This window comes from Nonomuraea sp. NPDC001699 (genome assembly GCF_053596455.1).
The window spans coordinates 249,412-268,258 of sequence record NZ_JBSFGF010000011.1 but is presented as its reverse complement, the minus strand read 5'-3'; the positions used below and the strand labels follow the sequence as shown (position 1 = coordinate 268,258).

13 protein-coding genes are annotated in these 18,847 nt (G+C 72.9%); 7 read left to right on the top strand and 6 right to left on the bottom strand.

What is annotated here, in order from left to right:
- Positions 1–108: 108 nt before the first annotated feature.
- The 3 genes from ACWCSU_RS30870 to ACWCSU_RS30860 are packed head-to-tail and all read right to left on the bottom strand — an operon-like array spanning position 109 to position 5,007.
- Positions 109–2,880, bottom strand: coding sequence for an AAA family ATPase (locus ACWCSU_RS30870; protein ID WP_449939709.1), 2,772 nt, complete (start codon positions 2,878–2,880; stop codon positions 109–111).
- A gap of 57 nt (positions 2,881–2,937) precedes the next feature.
- Positions 2,938–4,662, bottom strand: coding sequence for a 2-isopropylmalate synthase (locus ACWCSU_RS30865; protein WP_449939707.1), 1,725 nt, complete (start codon positions 4,660–4,662; stop codon positions 2,938–2,940).
- Between the two features lie 18 nt (positions 4,663–4,680).
- A complete protein-coding gene (locus tag ACWCSU_RS30860; RefSeq protein ID WP_357696699.1) occupies positions 4,681–5,007 on the bottom strand; it encodes a hydroxyisourate hydrolase in 327 nt (108 codons plus the stop codon).
- A 366-nt stretch (positions 5,008–5,373) separates the two neighbouring features.
- Here ACWCSU_RS30860 and ACWCSU_RS30855 point away from each other — a divergent pair, with 366 nt between their 5' ends.
- The 4 genes from ACWCSU_RS30855 to ACWCSU_RS30840 all read left to right on the top strand — a co-directional run bounded on the left by ACWCSU_RS30855 (position 5,374) and on the right by ACWCSU_RS30840 (position 11,553).
- Positions 5,374–5,568 (top strand): hypothetical protein, encoded by a 195-nt coding sequence (locus tag ACWCSU_RS30855; RefSeq protein WP_449939705.1) that lies wholly within the window; start codon positions 5,374–5,376, stop codon positions 5,566–5,568.
- Between the two features lie 215 nt (positions 5,569–5,783).
- Positions 5,784–8,849, top strand: coding sequence for a BTAD domain-containing putative transcriptional regulator (locus ACWCSU_RS30850; RefSeq protein ID WP_449939703.1), 3,066 nt, complete (start codon positions 5,784–5,786; stop codon positions 8,847–8,849).
- Positions 8,850–8,922: 73 nt separating this feature from the next.
- Positions 8,923–9,981, top strand: coding sequence for a glucose-1-phosphate thymidylyltransferase (locus ACWCSU_RS30845; RefSeq protein ID WP_449939702.1), 1,059 nt, complete (start codon positions 8,923–8,925; stop codon positions 9,979–9,981).
- Between the two features lie 24 nt (positions 9,982–10,005).
- Positions 10,006–11,553 carry an MFS transporter gene (locus ACWCSU_RS30840; RefSeq protein WP_449939700.1) on the top strand — a complete coding sequence of 516 codons (1,548 nt, stop codon included), beginning with the start codon at positions 10,006–10,008 and terminating at the stop codon, positions 11,551–11,553.
- A 71-nt stretch (positions 11,554–11,624) separates the two neighbouring features.
- Here ACWCSU_RS30840 and ACWCSU_RS30835 read toward each other — a convergent pair whose 3' ends face one another.
- The gene (locus ACWCSU_RS30835; protein WP_449939698.1) at positions 11,625–12,833 is read right to left on the bottom strand and encodes an acyl-CoA dehydrogenase family protein; all 1,209 of its coding nucleotides are present in this window, start codon (positions 12,831–12,833) and stop codon (positions 11,625–11,627) included.
- 174 nt (positions 12,834–13,007) lie between these two features.
- Between ACWCSU_RS30835 and ACWCSU_RS30830 the strand changes: the two genes are divergently transcribed.
- Genes ACWCSU_RS30830 through ACWCSU_RS30820 form a run of 3 tightly spaced genes read left to right on the top strand, consistent with a single transcriptional unit; the run spans position 13,008 to position 15,977 of the window.
- The gene (locus ACWCSU_RS30830) at positions 13,008–14,183 is read left to right on the top strand and encodes an acyl-CoA dehydrogenase family protein (protein WP_364087980.1); all 1,176 of its coding nucleotides are present in this window, start codon (positions 13,008–13,010) and stop codon (positions 14,181–14,183) included.
- 11 nt (positions 14,184–14,194) lie between these two features.
- Positions 14,195–14,596 (top strand): SgcJ/EcaC family oxidoreductase, encoded by a 402-nt coding sequence (locus tag ACWCSU_RS30825; RefSeq protein WP_357696714.1) that lies wholly within the window; start codon positions 14,195–14,197, stop codon positions 14,594–14,596.
- A gap of 1 nt (position 14,597) precedes the next feature.
- On the top strand, positions 14,598–15,977 hold the full coding sequence (locus tag ACWCSU_RS30820) for an FAD-dependent oxidoreductase (RefSeq protein ID WP_449939759.1): 1,380 nt from the start codon (positions 14,598–14,600) through the stop codon (positions 15,975–15,977).
- 64 nt (positions 15,978–16,041) lie between these two features.
- Here the strand turns inward: ACWCSU_RS30820 and ACWCSU_RS30815 are convergent, their stop codons facing one another.
- Together ACWCSU_RS30815 and ACWCSU_RS30810 are read right to left on the bottom strand one after the other, a co-directional pair.
- Positions 16,042–17,196, bottom strand: coding sequence for an epoxide hydrolase family protein (locus tag ACWCSU_RS30815; protein ID WP_449939694.1), 1,155 nt, complete (start codon positions 17,194–17,196; stop codon positions 16,042–16,044).
- A gap of 40 nt (positions 17,197–17,236) precedes the next feature.
- Positions 17,237–18,778 (bottom strand): 4-hydroxyphenylacetate 3-hydroxylase family protein, encoded by a 1,542-nt coding sequence (locus tag ACWCSU_RS30810; RefSeq protein WP_449939692.1) that lies wholly within the window; start codon positions 18,776–18,778, stop codon positions 17,237–17,239.
- Between the last annotated feature and the right edge of the window lie 69 nt (positions 18,779–18,847).

Here is an 18,847-nt window from a genome sequence, read left to right as displayed (position 1 = left end):
GGCCCGCCCCGCACCCCCGCCCCTGCCCCCGCCCCGCACCCCCGCCCCTGCCCCCGCCCTGCCCCTGCCCGTGCCCCGGGTCAGGGGCGGACGGTCAGGGGCGGGTGGTCAGGGCTGGGCCTGGTCGTCGAACTCCACCACGAGCGGGAGGTCGGCCCGGCGGCGGATGTTCAGCTTGCGGTAGGTGCGGGTCAGGTGCTGCTCGACGGTGCTGATCGTGATGTAGAGCTTGGCCGCGATCTCGCGGTTGCTGTAGCCGGCCGCCGCCAGCGCCGCGACCCGGCGCTCGCCGACGCTCAGCACGCCGATCAGGTCGCCCGGCAGGGGGGAGGACGCGCCGTCCGGGTCCGCGGCCCGGCTGAGCGCGCTGATCATCGGCTCGGCCCCGCACTCCAGCGCCGCCGCCTGCGCCCGTCCGGCCACCGTGCGGGCCCGCCGGTACTCGCCCAGCGCCTCGTACGCCTCCACCAGGTCGAACAGCGCCCTGGCCAGCTCGTACCGGTCGCCGGCGAGCTGGAGGTACTCCACCGCCTGGCGCAGCAGCGCCGGACGGCGGGCCGGCTCGGAGACGGCCGCCTTGAGCCGCATCCCGATGCCGCGCCCCCGGTAGGCACCGGGGCCGCAGCCGTCCAGGTGGGCCTTGATCAGCTCCCTGGCCTCCTCCGTCTGGCCCATCCGCAGGCACGCCTCGGCGGCGTCGGCCTGCCAGGGGATCAGCGCCGGATTGTTCAGCCCCCAGGCCGTCACCAGCTCGCCGCAGCGCAGGAAGTCGTGCAGAGCCGGGACGAAGGACTCGACGGCCAGGTTGTAGCGGCCGCGGGCGTACAGGTAGTGCAGGCCGTAGCGGGTCTGGAACATGGCCTCGGCGACCGGCCGGTCCAGCGGGTCGCGCACGGCCTCGTGCCGGCCCATCGCGGTCAGCGCGATGACCAGGCTGGCCAGCGGGCCGCCGATGGCCACGCCCCAGCTGCTCATGGGGATCGTGTCCAGCGCGATGCGGGCGTGCCGCTCGGCGGCCGGCATGTCGCCCTGGCGGATCGCGATCTCGGCCCGGATGGCCGCCAGCCGGGCCCGGCGGCTGGGCGCCTGCCGGGCCGCCGCCTCGTCGCCGAACAGGTCGCACAGTGGCGCGGCGCGCTCGCAGCGCCCGGCGTAGGTGAGGGCGAGCAGGGAGTTCTCCACGACGTCCAGGGACATCTCGTCCAGCCGCTCGCCCTCCAGGATGCGCTCGACGGCGTCGAGGTTGTGCTCGCGCGGGCCGTGGGTCAGCACCTCGGCCAGGGCGAGCGTGGACTCCAGCCGCCGGTTGACGGCGACCGACACCATGCCGGCCAGGATGTGCTCGCGGGGCGGGTTGGCCACGTAGGCGGCCAGCGGCGGGCACGTCACGCGCAGCCAGAGCTGCGCCACGACCAGCTCGGCCAGCGTCGCGTGGTCGGAGGCCGACGCCTCCTGGTTGAGCTGCTCCAGCACGTCGCGGGCGTCCTCGAAGCGGCCGTGCCACAGCAGCGCGCGGGCCAGCACGACGGCGTCGCTGCCGTGCAGGCTGCCCTTCTGCAGGGCCTCGGCGAGCTGGTCCAGGTGCCCGGCGGGGGTGGCCGGGTTGATCCGCCACTCCGCGCGGACGAGCATGGTCATCAGCTTGGAGCGCTGGAGCTCGTCGGTGCACTCGCGCCAGGCCAGCTTCAGGTAGGCCACCGCCGACTCCACCTCGCCCTTGCGCAGCGCGGCCAGAGCGGCCTCCTCCAGCGTGGGCACCACCCACGGCGCCTCGACCCTGGCGGCCTGGAGCAGGCGGTCGGCGACCACGCCGGGGCGCACGCCCCGCGTGTAGGCCAGCTCGGCGGCGCGGCGGTACAGCTCCTTGCGCTCGGACAGGTCCATGCCGGCCAGCACCGCCGAGCGCACCGCCTCGTGACGGTAGCCGCCGCCGCGCAGCAGGCCGGTCGCGCCGATGGTGAGCAGCTCCCTGCTCACGTCCACGGCGGGTAGTTCGAGCATCTCGGCCAGCCCGTCGGCCTCGCCGAGGATGGCCAGGCCCTGCGCCACCCGGACCGTACGCGGGTGGCTGCGCCGCAGGCACGTCTCGACCGCCCGGACGAACCGGTCGCCGACGACCAGCTCGCGCGGCGGCGCCTCCACGGCCCGCAGGTGCTGGCGGTAGTCGGCGGCCAGCTCACCGGCCAGCAGCGGGTTGCCGCCGCTGATCGTGTGCCACTCGTCGGCGAACCGCTCGGCCGCGCTGAGCCCCACCTGGCCCGCCACCAGCGCGGCCACGCCCCTGCGCGACAGCGGGGCGAGCTGCAGGCGCAGGCAGTGCGGCAGCCGCAGCAGGTCGGTCTCCAGCGGCCCGTCCGTGCCCTGGCGGTCGTTGAGCGCGAACACCGCCACGATCCGCGCGTTCCGCACCCGCCGCGCCAGGTAGGCCAGGCAGAGCAGGGAGGTGCGGTCGGCGTGGTGCACGTCGTCCACGACGACCACCAGCGGGCAACGTTCGGACAGGTCGAGCAGCACCGTGACCAGCGCGTGCACGACCTGCGGGTCGAGCAGCCGCTCGGCGTCGGCGTGCGCCGCGGTCGCGGTCCGCACGCCCTCCGCCAGCAGCTTCTCCGAGCGCTCGCGCTCCTCCTCGACCAAGGGGGCGTCCTGGATGAGCTGGCGGAGCAGGCCGAGCTGCAGGTCCTGCTCCATGCGCGATCCTGTCGCCGTCACCGCGAGCGCGCCCAGCTCAATGGCCTGTTCGGACAGCGTGCGCAGCAGCGCGCTCTTGCCCGTCCCGGCGGGCCCGCCGACCAGCGCGACCCGTCCACGGCCGAGGATGGCGTTGGCGACGAGCGACTCCAGGCAGGACATCTCCTCCTGCCGTTCGATGAGAGTCATGGCCGTCTCCCCACATGTCGTGTTGCGCTCACGCTAGGCCGGGGCGGTATTCGATCTCTATCGTCCCGCCATCTGGCGCCGGTTCCTGGCCGGGCGCCGGCGTCCCGCCTCGGGAAGGGGCAGGCCGGAGGCGGGGGCGGCGGGCGGCCGGCCCTCGCGGCGGGCGCGGGCCAGGGCCGCGCCCACGGCGGCCAGGGCCGCGGCCCCGGCCTCGGGCCCGGCGCCGGCGCCCCACGCCGTGCCGCCGTCCAGCCCGCACCGGGCGTAGACGGCCACCTCGCTGCCGGTCGCGCCGGTCGCGCCGTCGAGGTGGTGCACGGCGCGGACCCGGACGCCGGCGGCCTCCAGCGCCGCGCGCAGCGCCGCCACCGTGGCCGAACGGGCCTGCCCGTACGTGCCGTCGTCGACGTACAGCGTGGCCACCGCCCCGGCCGGGTCACCGACGGGCGCCGCCCTGTACTCCTCCTCGAACAGCCGCCTGATCCGCTCCGGTTCGACCTCGCCCTGCCCGGCCTCGGCCATCGCCTGGACGGCCCGCGCCAGCTCGATCTGCAGCCCGCGCGGCAGCGTGATCCCGTACCGGGCGTTCAGCAGGTACGCCGGGCCGGCCTTGCCCGACTGGCTGGTCACCCGGACCACCGCCTCGTACGTGCGTCCCAGGTCCCGCGGGTCCACCGGCAGGTACGGCACCTCCCACGGCAGCTCCGCCGGATCGCGCCCGGTACGGGCCGCCTCCCGGTCCATCGCGTCGAACGCCTTCTTGATCGCGTCCTGGTGCCCGCCGGAGAACGCGGTGAACACCAGGTCGCCCCCGTACGGGTGCCGCGGCGGCACCGCGAGCCCGGTGCACTCCTCGACGACGCGCCGCACCCGGTCGAGGCCGGAGAAGTCGACGCCGGGGTCGACGCCCTGGGTGGCCAGGTTCAGGCCCAGCGTGACCAGGCAGACGTTGCCCGCCCGCTCGCCGTTGCCGAACAGGCAGCCCTCGACGCGCTCGGCGCCGGCCATCAGCGCCAGCTCCGCCGCCGCGACCCCGGTGCCGCGGTCGTTGTGCGTGTGCACCGACAGGCAGACGTGCTCGCGGTGCGGCAGGTTGCGGTGCAGCCACTCGATCTGGTCGGCGAACACGTTGGGGGTCGAGCGCTCGACCGTGGTGGGGAAGTTCAGGATGATCGGCCGGTCGGGGCCCGGCTGCCAGACGTCCATGACGGCCGCGCAGACCTCCAGCGCGAAGTCCGGCTCGGTGTCGTGGAAGTGCTCAGGCGAATACTGGAACCGGACATCGCCCTCTTCAAGCAATTTATCGGCATATTTCATGACCAGTCGGGTTCCTTGGACTGCCAGATCCTTGCACTCGTCCCGGTTCATCCCGAACACCAGCCGCCGCGCCACCGGCGAGGTCGCGTTGTAGAGGTGGATCGTCGCCCTGGGCGCCCCGATCACGCTCTCCATTGTGCGTTCGATCAGCTCGTCGCGCGCCTGGGTCAGCACGGTCACGCACACGTCGTCCGGGATGCGGTCACGCTCGACCAGGAGCCGGACGAAGTCGTGGTCGTCCTGGCTGGCCGCCGGGAAGCCGACCTCGATCTCCTTGTAGCCCATGCCCACCAGCAGGTCGAACAGCACCAGCTTGCGTTCGGGGTCCATGGGCCTGGGCAGCGCCTGGTTGCCGTCCCGCAGGTCGGTGGACAGCCAGCGCGGCGGCGCGGTGAGCACGGCGTCCGGCCACGCGCGGTCGCCGAGCGGCATCCGCGGGAAGGGGCGATAGCGGCTGATCTTCATGTCCGGCCTCACTGTCCTTCAGCTGAGCGATCCGAAATAGACGGTCGAGAAATACGGCGAGATCAGGACCACGATGTTGTTCACGGCCGTCTCGTCCACCATGCGGAAGGTGACGACGATCTCCGGATAGGCCGGCCGCAGCCCGAGCCCGACGAAGTACGGGTCGGTGGCGAACACGATGCGGTAAAGGCCGCGGTCGAGCAGGCGGTCGGCCCATGCGCTGACCGATCCGTCCTGATCCGTACGGGTCTCGGCTTCGAGCACCCACTGCCCGTCGGCGTCATGGTCGAGGCGTACGTGCAGATCAGCCGCCCCCCGGCCGTAGACGGCGTCCTGGGCTTGCACCGCTATTCCCATCGAACCTCTCCGAGTGGTCCGCGCGGGCCCTCCGCGCACGTGGCCACCCGGACGGCGACAGCTCGCGCCGCCCGGGCTCGCGCCCAGGCTGGCGTCGCCTGCTATTCGCCGGACCTCCGGCCGCTATCGCCGCGCTATCGCCGTCCGATCGCCGTGCGATCGCAGATGAGGCGTTCTTCTTATTTTGCGCTATCCCGGCTATCGCCGGCGGGTGCCGGGATGGGTGTGCACAGCGTCCAACGTGCGCTGATGTCCGGTGAAAAGGAGATGGATAAAGCGTGAATTGCGGACCGTGTGAGCGTCCATTCCGAAGCCGCGAACAAGACCGCGGTAATCACACGGAGGTAGATCGAAATGACCGCGACCACCGCCATCACCGCCCGCGTCCGCCTCGCCCTCGCCGTCGTGCTCGCCGCGCTCGCCGGCTTCGCGGCCATCGCCGCCGCCCCCGCCCCCGCGCACGCCGTCCCGTCCGCCGTCCAGCACGACGGCGTCAACGGCACCATGGACTGGCCCTGGGGTCTGATCGAGGGTGTCTTCCAGGACTGACGGTGACAGGGAACCCGGATCGCCCTGAAACGATCCAAAACTGGCCACATACCCAAGGGCGTTGTACCATCCACCCAACCATGGCAGAAACTTTTGAGGGGTAAGCACCAATTACGCCGCTCATCATGGCAAACACGCCCGGTTTCCGGTCGCGTCGGGAAAGATCTCCGACCGAGGGCGGTGATTTGTTTGAGGGGATGCGGGTGGAGTTTCGCGTGTTGGGTGCGCTCGAGGTCACTGCGAGCGAGAGACAGCTCGATCTGGGCGGGGCGCGGCAGCAGATCGTCCTCGCCGTCCTGATCCTGAACGCCAATCACTCGGTCACTCTGGACCGCCTCGTCGAGGCGATCTACGACGAGGACCCGCCGGCCACGTCGCGCGCACAGGTGCAGATCTGCATCTCCGCGCTCAGGCGCCTGTTCAGCGCCCACGGCCATCCCGAGATGATCGTCACCACCCGGCAGGGCTACATGTTGCGCGCCCCCGCCGACGCGATCGACGCACGCCGTTTCGAGAGCCTTGTGAGCCGGGCCCGCAAGGCCAGGGACGGCCGTTCCTTCCCCGAGGCCATCCAGCACTACCGCGAGGCGCTGGCGTTATGGCGCGGCCCGGCTTTCGACGGCATCGACAGCAGGGCCGTGCAGGCGCTGGCCAGCGGCATCGCCGAACAGCGCGTCACCGCCAACGAGGACTGCGTCCAGCTCGAACTGGACCTCGGCCGCCACCACGAACTGGTCGGCGAGCTGGCCGCGCTCGTGCAGGAACACCCGCTCAGGGAGGGGCTGGCCGCCCAGCTCATGGTCGCCCTCTACCGCTCCGGACGCCAGGCCGAGGCGCTGCAGGTCTACCGCGACGCCCGCCGGGTGATCGTCGAGGAACTGGGCATCGAGCCCAACGAACGCCTTCAGCAGCTCGAATCGGCCATCCTCACCTCCGACGAGAGCCTGGAGGCCCAGCCGCCCGCCGCGGTGGCCCCGCCCGAGCCGCCCGCCCGTCCGCCCGCGGTGCCGGGCATGCTCCCCTCCGACATCGCCGACTTCATCGGGCGGCAGGCGCAGCTCGACGTCATCAGGCAGCGGGTGACCGTCCCCCTGGCCGGGGACGGCCGCTTCGCCGTGCCCATCATCGCCGTCGCCGGACGGGCCGGGATCGGCAAGACCACGATCGCCGTGCACGCCGCGCACAGCGTCGCCGCGCACTTCCCCGACGGCCAGCTCTTCGCCGACCTGCACGGCGGCGTCTCCCGCCCGGTGCACCCCATGCAGGTGCTCGACCGGTTCCTGCGGGCCTGCGGCGTGCAGGGGACGGCGCTGCCCGACACCCTCGGCGAGCGCGCCGAGCTGTACCGCATGCTGCTGGCCGACCGCAGGATGCTGATCGTGCTCGACGACGCCGCCGCCGAGAGCCAGGTGCTGCCGCTGTTACCGGGCAGCCCGACCTCGGCCGTCATCACCACCAGCCGGACCCGGCTGGGCGGCCTGGCCGGCGCCACCCACGTGGACGTCGACCTCTTCGACGCCGCCCAGTCCGTCGAGCTGCTGTCGCGCATCGCCGGGGCCGAACGCGTACGGGCCGAGCCGGAGTCGGCCGCCGCCCTGGCCGAGCTGTGCTGCTTCCTGCCCCTCGCGCTGCGCATCGCCGGCGCCCGCCTGGCCTCACGCCCCCACTGGGCCGTCGAGCAGCTCGTGGACCGGCTCGGCGACGAGGCCCGCCGCCTGGACGAGCTCAAGCACGGCGACATGGGCATCAGGGCCAGCCTGTCGCTCACCTACGACGCGCTCAGCGAGCAGGCCCGCCGGCTGTTCCGCCGCCTGGCCATCCTGCACTCGCACATCTTCTCCGCCTGGACCGGCGCCGCCCTGCTCGACTGGCCGCTGGCCGACGCCCAGGACCTCTTCGACGACCTGGTCGACGCCCAGCTCATCGAGGTCGCGGGCGCCGGCAGGAACGTCAACGTCCAGTACCGCTTCCACGACCTCGTCCGCGTCTACGCCCACGAACGCCTGGCCGCCGAGGAGCCGCCCCCCGAGCGCACCGCGGCGCTGGCCCGCGTGCTCGGCGCGCTGCACCGGCTCACCGAGACCGCCAGGACCCGCGAGTACGGCCCGCCCGCCGGCCCCCACCTGAGCCCCGCCCCCGACTCGCCGCTCCCGGCCGAGCTGGTCGAGCGGCTGATCGCCGACCCGATCGGCTGGTTCGAGCGCGAGCGCCACGTGTTGCTCGCCGGCATCCGCCAGGCCGCCCAGGCCGGGTTCGTGGAGCTGTGCTGGCGTACCGCCATGAACGCCGAACCGTTCTTCGAGCTGCACGTCTACCTCGACGACTGGCGCGAGATCCAGGAGATCGCCCTGGAGGCCGCGCGCCGGGCGGGCGACGAGCGCGGCCAGGCCGAGATGTTGTGCGTCCGCGGCACGCTGGCGCAGACCGAGCAGCACTTCGGCGAGGCCCGGCGCGACTTCGAGGCCGCCCTGACGCTGTTCGAGAAGACCGGCAACGTCGTGCAGATCGCCCGGTCCCGGCGGAACCTGGCGTTCCTGGAACGCATGAACGGCCAGCTGGAGGCCGCCGCGACGCACCTGGAACAGGCGCTGGCCATCTTCACCGACATCGGCGACCAGATCTCGGCCGCGCACACGCTGGACAACCTGGCCGCCATCAGGTCGGAGTGCGGCGACATCGACGACGCCAAGATCATGCTCGCCGAGGCGCTGGTCCGCGGCAAGAGCGGCGGCAGCCGGCGCATCATCTCCCAGATCCTGCACCGGATGGGCCGGGTGCACCTGCAGGCCGAGGAGTTCGCGCTGGCGGCGGGCGCGTTCGAGGAGGCGCTCACGCTGGTGGAGGAGATCGGCGACACCGTCGGCGAGTCCTTCGCCCTGCACGGCCTCGGCATCGCCCACCTGCGCAGGGGACGGCTGCGCGAGGCCGCCGACCTGCTGCGCCGGGCGCTGGCCGTGGCCGAGACCGCCCGCCACCGCCTGGCCGAGGCGCACGCCCTGGCCGGGCTGGGCGAGCTGGCCGTCACCGCGAACGAGCCCGGCGACGCGATCGGCCGCCTGCGCAAGGCGGTCACGCTGTTCCGCCAGATGCGCGCGCCGCTGTTCGAGGCGCAGACGCTCACGATGCTGAGCGAGGTGCTGGTCGCCCTCGGCGACGCCAGCGCGGCGGAACGGGCGCTGTCACGGGTGCACGAACTGGCCGACGCGGTCGACGAACGGGCCGGTCAGCGGCTGCGCGACAACCTGTCCTCGGCCGCCGGGCTCGTGGAGGGCATCGGGTAGCCCGCGGCCCTCCGGCGTCATCCCGCACTGTCAGAGATGCCCGCGGGGGTCCGCCGTTGGGATTCTGGCGAGCATGAAGGCTCTGGTGCTGTCCGGCGGGTCCGGCACCCGCATGCGTCCCTTGAGCCACTCCATGCCGAAGCAGCTCATCCCGATCGCCAACAAACCGGTCCTGGAGCACGTGCTGGAGAGCCTGCGCGCGCTCGGCGTGACCGAGATCGGCCTCGTGGTCGGCGACAGGGAGGCGCAGATCGCCGAGGTCGTCGGCGACGGCTCACGGTTCGGGACGCGCGTCACCTACATCCGCCAGCTCCGCCCGCTGGGGCTGGCCCACTGCGTCAAGCTGGCGCGACCCTTCCTCGGCGGCGACGACTTCGTCATGTACCTGGGCGACTGCGTCCTGGCCGACGGGATCGGGCCGATCGCCGAGGAGTTCCACGCGTTGCGCCCGGCCGCCCAGATCGTGGTGCACCGGGTGGCCGACCCCCGGCCGTTCGGCGTCGTCGAGACCGACGGGACCGGCGCGGTGCTGCGGGTGGTGGAGAAGCCGGAACGGCCGCGCAGCGACCTGGTCATGACCGGCGTCTACTTCTTCACCCCGGCCGTCCACGAGGCGGTGGACCGGATCGTCCCCGGACGCCGGGGCGAGCTGGAGATCACCGACGCCGTCCAGTGGCTGCTGACCTCCGGCCAGGAGGTCAGGGCCAGCCTCTACCGCGGCTACTGGAGCGACGCCGGCCGCGTCGACGACGTCCTGGAGTGCAACCGGCGGCTGCTGGCCCGGCTCTCCCGCGACATCGCCGGCCACGTGGACGCCGCCAGCCTGGTACGCGGCGACGTCGTGCTCGGCCCCGGCGCGCGGGTGGTCGCCTCCGTCGTCGAGGGACCGGCGATCATCGGCCCGGACACCCTGATCGTGGACAGCCACATCGGGCCCGGCACCTCCATCGGACGCGACTGCGTGGTGCGCTCCACCCGCCTGTCCGACTCCATCGTGCTCGACGGCGCCTCGATCGTGGCCGCCAGCGGCCTGCGCGGCTCGCTCATCGGGCGCTACACCACCGTCGCTCCCGGCCGCAGCGACCACCGTCTCGTGGTCGGCGACCACACGCGGATCGAGCTGACCACATGAACCCAGGGAACAAGGAGTGAGGACGTGACCGACGACGGCGCCCCGCGCGCGGGGCGGAAAGAGTGGCTCGGGCTGGTGGCGCTGTTCCTGCCCACCATGCTCGTGGCCCTGGACATCAGCGTGCTGTTCCTCGCGTTGCCGCACCTCAGCTCCGATCTGGGCGCGGACGCCACCCAGCAGCTGTGGATCACCGACATCTACGGCTTCATGACCGCCGGGTTCCTGGTCACCATGGGCTCGCTCGGCGACCGGATCGGCCGCCGGCGGCTGCTGCTGGCCGGCGGCGCGGCCTTCGGCCTGCTGTCGCTGCTGGCCGCCTTCTCCACCAGCCCCGAGATGCTGATCCTGGCCCGCGCCCTGCTCGGCGTCGCCGGGGCCACGCTGTTGCCCTCGACGCTGTCCCTGATCGGCGTCATGTTCCGCGACCCCCGGCAGTTCGGCCTGGCCATGGCCGCCTGGGGCACGGCCTTCATGCTCGGCATCGCGCTCGGCCCGGTGGTCGGCGGCGCGCTGCTGGAGCGCTTCTGGTGGGGGTCGGTCTTCCTGATGGGCGTGCCGGTCATGCTGCTGCTGCTTGCGGCGGCCCCGCTGCTGCCGGAGTTCCGCGATCCCGCCGGCGGGCGGATCGACCTGGTCAGCGTCGTGCTGTCGCTGGGCGCCATCCTGCCGCTGATCTACGGGCTCAAGGCGGTCGCCCGCGACGGCTGGGGCGCCGGTCCCGCCGTCGCGGTCACCGCCGGGCTGCTCGTGGCCGCGGTGTTCGTGCACCGGCAGCGCGCGCTGGCCCACCCGCTGCTGGACGTGCGGCTGTTCCGCCACCGCGCGTTCACCGCCGCCGTGCTGATCGGGCTGCTGTGCGGGGCGCTGCAGACCGGGACCGGGATGGAGGTCGCGCTGTTCCTGCAGACGGTCGAGGGCATGTCGCCGCTGGAGGCCGGGCTGTGGCTGCTGGGTCCGGCCGTCGCGCTGATCGTCTCGATCAACCTCACGCCGCGGCTGGCGAGCCGGGTGCGGCCGGCGTACCTGCTGGGCGGCGGCATGGTGATCGCGGTCGTCGGGCAGCTCCTGCTCACCCAGGTCGTGGTGGGCGCGGTGACCGCGCTGATCGTCTTCCTGGGCGTGTGCTACTTCGGTGTCGGCCCGGTCGGCGGCATGATCAACCAGGTGGCGATGAGCACCAGCCCGCCGGAGAAGGCCGGCTCGGCCGCCTCGCTGGTTGCCACCGGCGGAGAGTTCGGCGTCGCGCTCGGCGTCGCGACCCTGGGCAGCCTCGGCACCGTGGTCTACCGGGGCGCGTTCACCCCGCCCACCGGCACCCCGGCGCTCGCCCAGGACGGCATCACCGGCGCGGTCGCCGTGGCCCGGGACCTGCCCGCCGACCAGGGCGCGGCGCTGCTCGGCGCGGCCCGCGAGGCGTTCACCGCCGGGCTGCACGCGGTCGCGTGGGCGAGCGCCGCCCTGTGCGCCGTGCTGGCCGTGCTCGCGCTGGTCCGGCTGCGCGGCGTGGCGCCCTTCGCCGGCGTGCACGACGGCCACCACCAGCCGGACCAGGAGCCCGTCCTGGTGGACTGAGCGCACACCAAGGACTGAGCGCACACGAAGGCGGGCCCGGGGAACCGGGCCCGCCTTGGTCCTGCGAGGGGTCAGTCCAGGCCGAAGCGGGCGCGGGACAGCTCCCGGTTGGCCAGGGCTCCCAGGTAGATCGCGAACCCGGCGTGGCTGTGCGTGGTGGACATGTCCCGCCAGATGCGCTCGATGCGCTGCCCGTCCCGGACCGCGCTCGAACCGGCCGTGGGGAACAGGCAGCCCTCGACGGCCCGCCAGGCCAGGCGGGCGACCTCGCGGCTGATGGTGGCCAGGCGCACGTCCCGCTCCCTGGTGAACGCCTCAGGGCCCGCCGCGCAGGTCCGGCTCCACTGCTGGACGGCGTTCGTCAGGGCCGCCTCCGCGGCGGCGAGCATGCCGGCGGCCTCGCCGTACCAGGACTGGTAGTCGGGGTCCTCGGCGCGGGTGGTGAACGGCGGGAAGATGGTCGTCCTGGTCCGCATCAGCTCCTCGTAGGCGTCCAGGGCGCCCTGGGCCATGCCCAGCACGACGGCCGCGCTGCCGAGCAGCATGACGCTGAGCGGGCCGCCGCCGTACTCGGGGTTGCCGTGCAGCTCGCGGCCGGGGGTGCCGCCGGTGACGACGGCCTGGCTGAGGTGCAGCGGCAGCGTGAGGTGGCCGGGGACGCGGCCGCCGTCCATGACGATGCTGTGCGAGCCGCTGCCCTTCAGGCCGAGCTGGCCGCCCCAGTCGTCCAGCCGGCGCCACTGGTCGCGCGGCGCGGTGAACAACATGGGCTGCCCGTCCACGACGACGTGGCCCATGAAGTGGGTGGCGTACGGGGCGCCCGAGCAGTAGCTCCAGGTGCCGTCGAGCAGCCACCCGCCCTCGCCGTCGGGACGGGCGGAGCCGCCGGGCGCGACCGTGGCCGGGCAGATGAAGTCCCCGCAGGCGAACAGCTCCCTCTGGGCCCGCTCGCCGAACAGCGTGGCGACCGCCAGCGTGTGCGCCGAGCCGAAGGAGTACATCCAGCCGGTGGACGGGCAGCCCCGCGCGAGCGTCATCGACACCCGCATGAAGGTCTCCACGCCGAACTCGTAGCCGCCGAAGCGGCGGGGGACCAGGATGCGGTAGAAGCCCGCCCTGGCGAACGCCTCGTGGGTGTCGGGGGCGTAGTAGGTGCGCCGTTCCGTCTCGGCCTGGCGCTCGACCAGGGCGGGCACCATGGCCTCGGCCCTGGCGACGATCTCGTCGGGGGTGAGTCCGGGCTCGGGCGGAGCCACGGGGGCGTGGGTGACGGCTGTCATGCTGCGCGAACCCTTCGTCTCGGGTTTTCCCCCAAGACTCGCCCGGCCCCGGTGACCTTCGCATCTCCGTGCGTGCCCGGCAACCCCGCACGCCGGAAGATGCGCCACTCAACCGGCGAATGGGACGTTCAGGGAGCAGTGTCCCGACTGACGTCCCGGGAGGACATGGTGTTGATGACAGGTGCTCCGGCGCGGGAAGACCTCGTCCGCCGCGCGACGGAGGCAGGCCCTGTCCTGCGCAGGAACGCGGCCTGGGCGGAGGAGAACCGCAGGCTGCACGAGGAGACGATCGAGGCGCTGGCCGAGGCCGGCGTCTTCAGGCTGCGGACCCCGCGCCGCTACGGCGGCGCCGAGGCGGACACGCGCACCCTGGTCGAGGTCGCCGCCGAGCTGGGCCGCGCCGACGGCGCCGCGGCGTGGACGGCCTCGGTCTACTGGATCCCGACCTGGATGGCCGCTCACTTCCCCGAGGCCGTCCAGGACGAGGTGTTCGCCACCCCCGACGTGCGGATCTGCGGCACGCTCAGCCCCACCGCGATGGCCGTGCGCGCCGAGGGCGGCATCGTGGTCAACGGCAAGTGGGGCTTCGTCAGCGGCGCGCACCACAGCCACTGGCAGGAGATCGTGGCCGTCGTCGTGGGCCCGGACAGCGAGCCCGAGCCCGTCATGGCGCTGGTCCCCATGAGCGACCTGGTCGTCATCGACGACTGGCACACCTCCGGCCTGCGCGGCACCGGCAGCGTCAGCACCGTGGCCCAGGACCTGTTCGTCCCCGCCGAGCGGGTCATGCCGCTGGGCGCGATCCTCCAGGGACAGCACGCCGACGACGTCAACGCCGGCTCCCCGATCTACCGCTCGCCGCTGCTGCCCGTGGCCGCCGCCTCCTCGGTCGGGACCGTGCTCGGCCTGGCCAAGGCCGCCCGCGAGGTCTTCTTCGAGCGGCTGCCCGACCGCAAGATCACCTACACAGGGTACGCCAGCCAGAGCGCCGCCCCGCTGACCCACCTCCAGGTCGCCGAGGCCACCTTCAAGCTCGACCAGGCCGAGTTCCACGCCCACCGCCTGGCCTCGACCGTGGACGCCAAGGACACCGCCTCCGCCCAGTGGACCATCGAGGAGCGCGTACGCGCCCGCGCCGACATGGGCGCCGTCTGCCGCCTGGGCAAGGAGGCCGTCGACATCCTGGCCACGGCCAGCGGCGGCTCCTCGATCTACAGCGACGTGCCCATCCAGCGCATCGCCCGCGACGTGCACGCGGTCAACCAGCACGCCCTCATGCACCCCAACACCAACGCCGAGCTGTACGGGCGGATTCTGTGCGGCCTCGAACCCGACACCCTCTACATCTGAAGGAGATCGCCATGACCACCGTGTCGGCCCCCGACCAGACCCTCGCCGTCGCCGCCCTGCCGCAGCAGATCATCGCCGCCTGGGCCGCCCACGACGCCGAGGCGTTCGCCGCCGTCTTCACCGAGGACGGCTCCATGATCCTGCCCGGCGTGTACCGCAAGGGCCAGGCCGAGATCCGCGCCTTCATGGGCCACGCCTTCGCCGGGCCGTACCAGGGCACCCAGGTCACCGGGCAGCCCATCGACCTGCGCTTCCTCGGCGAGGACGTCTGCCTGCTGACCACCGAGGGCGGCGTGCTGGCGGCCGGCGAGAGCGAGGTCGCCCCCGAGCGCGCGGTCCGCGCCTCCTGGCTGGCCGTCCGGCGCGACGGGCAGTGGAAGCTGGCCGCCTACCAGAACAGCCCGCGTGACTGAGATGACCGCTCACGTCGCACAGCGCGCGGTGGTGCTCGGCGGAGGCATGGCGGGGCTGCTGGCCGCGCGCGTGCTCGCCGAGCACTGCGCCGAGGTCCTGCTGGTGGACCGGGACACGCTGACCGGCGCGGAGGGCCCGCGCCGGGGCGTGCCGCACGGCTGCCACGCCCACGCCCTGCTGGCCCGCGGCCAGCAGATCCTGGACGAGCTGTTCCCCGGCCTCACCCAGCAGATGATCGACGACGGGGTGCCCGCCGGAGACCTCGCCACCAGCCTGCGCTGGTACTTCAACGGCCGCCGGCTGCGCCCGGCCCCCACCGGCCTGATCAGCGTCTCGGCCACCAGGCCCGTCCTGGAGGAGCAGGTCAGGAACCGCGTCTCGGCCCTGCCCAACGTGCGCTTCCTGGAGCGCACCGACATCCTCGGCCCGACCGCGACGCCGGCCCGCGACCGGGTCACCGGCGTGCGCGTGCGCGACGCCGCCGGCGTCGAGGAGCACCTGGCCTGCGACCTGCTGGTGGACGCGACGGGCCGCGGCTCGCGCACCCCCGCCTGGCTCCAGGAGCTCGGCTTCCCCCGGCCGGAGGAGGACCGCGTCAAGATCGGTCTGGCCTACACCACCCGCCACTTCCGCCTGCGCCGCGACCCGTACGGCGAGGACCTGTCGATCAACCCGGTCGCCTCGCCCGCGAACCCGCGCGGCGCGTTCTTCCCCAAGCTGCCCGGCGACATGAGCATGCTCTCCCTCACCGGCATCCTGGGCGACCACCCGCCGGCCGACCTCGACGGCTTCCTGGCCTTCGCCAAGTCCCTGCCCGTACCGGACGTCTACGAGGCGATCCGCGACGCCGAACCCCTCGACGAGGGCGTCACCTTCACCTTCCCGGCCAGCGTGCGGCGCCGCTACGAGCGCCTGCCCGCCTTCCCCGACGGCCTGCTGGTGCTGGGCGACGGCGTGTGCAGCTTCAACCCCGTCTACGGCCAGGGCATGACCGTCGCCGCCATGGAGGCGATGATTCTGCGCGGGCACCTCCAGGCGGGGGCGGTCCCGTCCTGGCGGGCCTTCTTCAGGGACATCTCGCGGGTCATCGACGTCCCGTGGGACATCTCCGCCGGCGCCGACCTCGCCTTCCCCGGGGTGGAGGGGCGGCGTACCGCCAAGGTGCGGATCGGCAACGCCTACATGGCGCGCCTGCACGCCGCGGCGGCCCGCGACGGCGCGGTCACGGCCGCGTTCATGCGGGTGGCCGGGCTCGTGGACCCGCCGCAGACGCTCATGCGGCCCGCGCTCATGCTGCGGGTCCTGTGCCAGAGCGGCGGCGGCGCGGCTCCTGCCGCCGCCCCCGGGCAGCAGCCGCAGGTCCCGCTGCTCAGGTCCTGACCCCGTCCGCACGAGAAAGGACGCCGGCGGAATCTCCGCCGGCGTCCTTTTTCGCGTCGTACGGCTACCTCAGCGACCTGGCGAACGCGCGCACGTCGCCCACCAGCAGCTCAGGCTGCTCCATGGCGGCGAAGTGGCCGCCCCGCTCGAACTCGGTCCAGTGGCTGATCGTCGGGACGTCCCGGTCGGCCAGCCTGCGCACCGGCACGAAGATGTCCCTGGGGAAGACCGCCACGCCCACGGGCACGGTGATGGGCGGCGGACGGTGCCCCTCGGCGGCCATCTTCAGCCCCGCCGCGCCCTCGTAGTAGAAGCGCGCCGACGACCCGGCGGTCGCGGTCAGCCAGTAGATCGACACGTTGGCCAGCATGCGGTCCCGGTCGACGGCGTCCTCGGGCGCCTTGTCGGAGTCCGTCCAGTCGTGGAACTTCTCCACGATCCAGGCCAGCTGCCCCACGGGCGAGTCGGTGAGCGCGTACGCCAGCGTCTGCGGGCGGGTGGACTGGAGCTTCATGTAGCCCGACAGCTCCTCGTCGAACCGCGCCAGCCCGGCCAGCCGGCCCTGCTCGGCCGGCGACAGCCCGGCCAGCTCGGCCGGGTCGCCGGACGGGAAGGCCATCAGCATGTTGACGTGCGCGCCGATCACGTGATCGGGAGCCAGCCTGGCCAGCTCCAGCGAGATCACCGCGCCCGCGTCGCCGCCCTGCGCCAGGTAGCGGTCGTAGCCCAGCCGGCGCATCAGCTCGGCCCACGCCAGCGCCACCCGGTACGGGTGCCAGCCCGCCTCCCTGGTGTGCCCCGAGAACCCGAACCCCGGGATCGACGGGATGACCAGGTGGAAGGCGTCGGCCGGGTCGCCGCCGTGCGCGCGCGGGTCGGTGAGCGGCCCGATCACGTCCAGGAACTCGGCGACCGAGCCCGGCCAGCCGTGCGTCAGCAGCAGCGGCACGGCGTCCGGCTCCGGCGAGCGCACGTGCAGGAAGTGCACGTCCGCGCCGTCGATCTCGTCGACGAACTGCGGGTGCCGGTTCAGCTCGGCCTCGGCCGCCCGCCAGTCGAAGCCGTGCCGCCAGTGGTCGGCCAGCTCCTTGAGGTAGCCCAGCGGCACGCCGCGCTCCCAGCCGGTGCCGGGCAGCTCGTCCGGCCAGCGGGTGGCGTCGAGCCTGCGGTGCAGGTCCAGCAGGTCGGCGTCGGGGATGTCGATGCGGAATGGACGCATGAGTGTCCGCCCTTCTCTCCTCAGGGTTGGGTCGAGCAGGTCAGCCGGTGCCGGTGCGCCGCAGCTCCTCGAAGGAGGACAGGTCGGGCACCGTCCAGCCGTCCAGGTCGTACTCGCCGAGACACCGGTCGACGAAGGCCGCGTACTCGTCGAGCTGGCCGCCGGCCATCTGCGAGAACAGCAGCTCGACCCGGGTGTTCTCGTGGTTGCCGCCGTAGTTGCGCTCGTAGAGCTCGTGGCGGCCGCCGAACTCCGAGCCGATCGCGTCCCACAGCAGCTTCATCACCTTGACGCGGCCCTCGGCGTCGGTGCCGTCCGAGCCGCGCAGGTATTTGTCCAGGTACGGACGGATGTCCGGGTTCTTGAAGTCGGCCGCGCCGGAGTTGACGTAGATGAGCCCGCTGGCCACGTCCTGCAGGATGATCTCCTTGATCCGCGGGTAGCCGATCTGCATGAACCAGCGGTAGGCCAGGCCGTACTGGGGGTTGGGCAGCAGGGCGCCGTTGCGCCACTCCACCGGGTTGCGGGCGGCGGCGTCCGACAGCGCCCAGAACAGGTTCCGCCAGGCCAGCACCTCGCCGATCCGGGTCTGCACGCCGCGGAAGTCCTTGGTGCCGGTGATCTCCAGCGCCCTGACCAGCAGCCCGGCGATGAACTCCAGCTTGACCGCAAGCCGGGTGCAGCCGTGGAAGGTGAAACGCTCGGTGAAGCCCGACTGGCCGGTGAACAGCTGCGCCTTGCCGAGGTCGCCGTAGATGAACACGTTCTCCCAGGGGATGAGCACCTTGTCCAGGACGAGGATGCTGTCGTTCTCGTCCAGGCGGGAGGAGAGCGGGTAGTCGAACGGGCCGCCGGTCAGCGCCGCGTTCATGCCGTAGGACGGGCGGCAGATCAGCTTCAGCCCCTGCGCGTCCATCGGGACGGTGGCCACCAGCGCGAACTCGCGCTTCTTGACCGGCAGGCCGTAGTGGGCGATGAAGTTGTAGTGCGTCAGCGCCGAGCCGGTCGCGACCACCTTCGCCCCGCTGACCACGAGCCCCGCGTCGGTCTCCCGCTCGACGTGCACATAGACGTCGTTGACCTCGTCCGGCGGGCGGTTGCGGTCGACCGGCGGGTGCACGATCGCGTGGTTCCAGAACAGCACCTTCTCCTGCGACTCGCGGTACCAGCGGCGGGCGTTGCCGTCGAAGGGGGCGTAGAAGCCGGCGTTGGCGCCCAGGGTGCCGAGGAAGGAGGCCTTGTAGTCGGGGCTGCGGCCCATCCAGCCGTAGCTCATCCTGGCCCACGTCGCGATGGCCCGCTGGTCGGCGACCAGGTCCTCGACCGTGCGCGGGGTGGTGAAGAAGCGGTGCGTGTAGCCCTCGCCGCCGCTGTCGGTGGGGCAGGTCAGCAGCTCACGGGTGCCGTCGGCGTGCAGGGCGTCGTAGAGCCTGGCGGTCATCCGCACCGGGTTGTGGAACGCCGGGTGCTCGGTGACGTCCTTGACGCGCTCACCGTAGAGGTAGATCTCACGATCGTCACGCAGGCTCTCGACGTACTCGCCGCCCGTGAGCGGACGGGTCTTCGGCGCGGCATCGGGCATCGGACATCTCCCAAGGGCAGGCGGCACGGTGCACCCTCAGCGTGGCACCCGGGGACGCGGCGGCCATCT